The sequence below is a fragment of the Erwinia aphidicola genome, assembly GCF_014773485.1.
Lineage (GTDB): Bacteria > Pseudomonadota > Gammaproteobacteria > Enterobacterales > Enterobacteriaceae > Erwinia > Erwinia aphidicola.
Genome location: NZ_JACXBP010000021.1, coordinates 1 through 2,956 on the forward strand (window position 1 = coordinate 1; position 2,956 = coordinate 2,956).

Annotated in this window: 1 rRNA gene; it reads left to right on the forward strand. The window is 53.6% G+C overall.

The features are described 5' to 3' along the window. The first annotated feature begins 27 nt into the window (after window positions 1–27). Window positions 28–2,933 (forward strand): 23S ribosomal RNA (locus ID864_RS23610). Window positions 2,934–2,956 lie beyond the last annotated feature (23 nt).

The window sequence follows — 2,956 nt, forward strand, 5'->3', positions numbered from 1 at the left end:
GTCCTTCGGGACGCTTGTGGGTTGTGAGGTTAAGCGACTAAGCGTACACGGTGGATGCCTAGGCAGTCAGAGGCGATGAAGGGCGTGCTAATCTGCGATAAGCGTCGGTAAGGTGATATGAACCGCAATAACCGACGATACCCGAATGGGGAAACCCAGTGTGATACGTCACACTATCATGTCATGAATACATAGTGGCATGAGGCGAACCGGGGGAACTGAAACATCTAAGTACCCCGAGGAAAAGAAATCAACCGAGATTCCCCCAGTAGCGGCGAGCGAACGGGGAACAGCCCAGAACCTGAATCAGCTTGTGCATTAGTGGAAGCGTCTGGAAAGTCGCAGGGTACAGGGTGATACTCCCGTACACAAAAATGCACTCGCTGTGAGTTCGATGAGTAGGGCGGGACACGTGACATCCTGTCTGAATATGGGGGGACCATCCTCCAAGGCTAAATACTCCTGACTGACCGATAGTGAACCAGTACCGTGAGGGAAAGGCGAAAAGAACCCCGGCGAGGGGAGTGAAACAGAACCTGAAACCGTGTACGTACAAGCAGTGGGAGCACCTTCGTGGTGTGACTGCGTACCTTTTGTATAATGGGTCAGCGACTTATATTCTGTAGCAAGGTTAACCGTATAGGGGAGCCGCAGGGAAACCGAGTCTTAACTGGGCGTTAAGTTGCAGGGTATAGACCCGAAACCCGGTGATCTAGCCATGGGCAGGTTGAAGGTTGGGTAACACTAACTGGAGGACCGAACCGACTAATGTTGAAAAATTAGCGGATGACTTGTGGCTGGGGGTGAAAGGCCAATCAAACCGGGAGATAGCTGGTTCTCCCCGAAAGCTATTTAGGTAGCGCCTCGTGAACTCATCTTCGGGGGTAGAGCACTGTTTCGGCTAGGGGGCCATCCCGGCTTACCAACCCGATGCAAACTGCGAATACCGAAGAATGTTATCACGGGAGACACACGGCGGGTGCTAACGTCCGTCGTGAAGAGGGAAACAACCCAGACCGCCAGCTAAGGTCCCAAAGTCATGGTTAAGTGGGAAACGATGTGGGAAGGCACAGACAGCCAGGATGTTGGCTTAGAAGCAGCCATCATTTAAAGAAAGCGTAATAGCTCACTGGTCGAGTCGGCCTGCGCGGAAGATGTAACGGGGCTAAACCATGCACCGAAGCTGCGGCAGCGATACGTAAGTATTGTTGGGTAGGGGAGCGTTCTGTAAGCCGTTGAAGGTGTGCTGTGAGGCATGCTGGAGGTATCAGAAGTGCGAATGCTGACATAAGTAACGATAAAGCGGGTGAAAAGCCCGCTCGCCGGAAGACCAAGGGTTCCTGTCCAACGTTAATCGGGGCAGGGTGAGTCGACCCCTAAGGCGAGGCCGAAAGGCGTAGTCGATGGGAAACGGGTTAATATTCCCGTACTCGGTGTTACTGCGAAGGGGGGACGGAGAAGGCTATGTTAGCCGGGCGACGGTTGTCCCGGTTTAAGCGTGTAGGCTTGAGTTCCAGGCAAATCCGGAACTCTTTAAGGCTGAGGCGTGACGACGAGGCACTACGGTGCTGAAGTAACAAATGCCCTGCTTCCAGGAAAAGCCTCTAAGCATCAGGTAACATCGAATCGTACCCCAAACCGACACAGGTGGTCAGGTAGAGAATACCAAGGCGCTTGAGAGAACTCGGGTGAAGGAACTAGGCAAAATGGTGCCGTAACTTCGGGAGAAGGCACGCTGTCGTTAGGTGAAGTCACTTGCTGACGGAGCTGAAGGCAGTCGAAGATACCAGCTGGCTGCAACTGTTTATTAAAAACACAGCACTGTGCAAACACGAAAGTGGACGTATACGGTGTGACGCCTGCCCGGTGCCGGAAGGTTAATTGATGGGGTTATCCGCAAGGAGAAGCTCTTGATCGAAGCCCCGGTAAACGGCGGCCGTAACTATAACGGTCCTAAGGTAGCGAAATTCCTTGTCGGGTAAGTTCCGACCTGCACGAATGGCGTAATGATGGCCAGGCTGTCTCCACCCGAGACTCAGTGAAATTGAACTCGCTGTGAAGATGCAGTGTACCCGCGGCAAGACGGAAAGACCCCGTGAACCTTTACTACAGCTTGACACTGAACATTGAGCCTTGATGTGTAGGATAGGTGGGAGGCTTTGAAGCGTGGACGCCAGTCTGCGTGGAGCCAACCTTGAAATACCACCCTTTAACGTTTGATGTTCTAACCTGGCGCCGTGATCCGGCGTGGGGACAGTGTCTGGTGGGTAGTTTGACTGGGGCGGTCTCCTCCTAAAGAGTAACGGAGGAGCACGAAGGTTAGCTAATCACGGTCGGACATCGTGAGGTTAGTGCAATGGCATAAGCTAGCTTGACTGCGAGAGTGACGGCTCGAGCAGGTGCGAAAGCAGGTCATAGTGATCCGGTGGTTCTGAATGGAAGGGCCATCGCTCAACGGATAAAAGGTACTCCGGGGATAACAGGCTGATACCGCCCAAGAGTTCATATCGACGGCGGTGTTTGGCACCTCGATGTCGGCTCATCACATCCTGGGGCTGAAGTAGGTCCCAAGGGTACGGCTGTTCGCCGTTTAAAGTGGTACGCGAGCTGGGTTTAGAACGTCGTGAGACAGTTCGGTCCCTATCTGCCGTGGGCGCTGGAGAATTGAGAGGGGTTGCTCCTAGTACGAGAGGACCGGAGTGAACGCACCACTGGTGTTCGGGTTGTCATGCCAATGGCATTGCCCGGTAGCTAAGTGCGGAAAAGATAAGCGCTGAAAGCATCTAAGCGCGAAACTTGCCTCGAGATGAATTCTCCCTGGGTCCTTGAGACCCCTGAAGGGACGTTGAAGACTACGACGTTGATAGGCCGGGTGTGTAAGCGCAGCGATGCGTTGAGCTAACCGGTACTAATGACCCGTGAGGCTTAACCTTACAACGCCAGAAGCGTTCTGGTG